This window comes from Pantoea sp. Tr-811 (assembly GCF_011752535.1).
GTDB lineage: Bacteria > Pseudomonadota > Gammaproteobacteria > Pseudomonadales > Pseudomonadaceae > Aquipseudomonas.
This window is the reverse complement of the sequence record NZ_VWXJ01000077.1, coordinates 1-317: the sequence shown is the minus strand read 5'-3', so window position 1 is coordinate 317 and position 317 is coordinate 1. Positions and strand designations below refer to the sequence as shown.

Genomic DNA, 317 nt, shown 5'->3' with positions numbered 1-317 from the left:
TGTAGGTGCGGCGCTGAGGGTGCATGGAAAATCCGCTTGATGGGCCAGAAATGGTGTCCACTTAAATTAGGTGGACACCATGGCCTTCGGCGGTTGCGTCAGGAAGATGTGTTGGCCGGACGGATACGGCCAAGCGCCGCAGACCTCAAAACATTAAACGCCAGAAAAGACAAAACCCCTACCTGCTCGTGCAGATAGGGGTTTTGCGAAATGAATCTTGACGATGACCTACTCTCACATGGGGAAACCCCACACTACCATCGGCGATGCATCGTTTCACTACTGAGTTCGGGATGGGATCAGGTGGTTCCAATGCT

Annotated in this window: 1 rRNA gene; it reads right to left on the bottom strand. The window is 53.0% G+C overall.

Annotated features, from left to right (window positions below):
- Nucleotides 1–215: 215 nt before the first annotated feature.
- Nucleotides 216–317 (bottom strand): 5S ribosomal RNA (gene rrf / locus F3J44_RS29495); the annotation flags it as partial.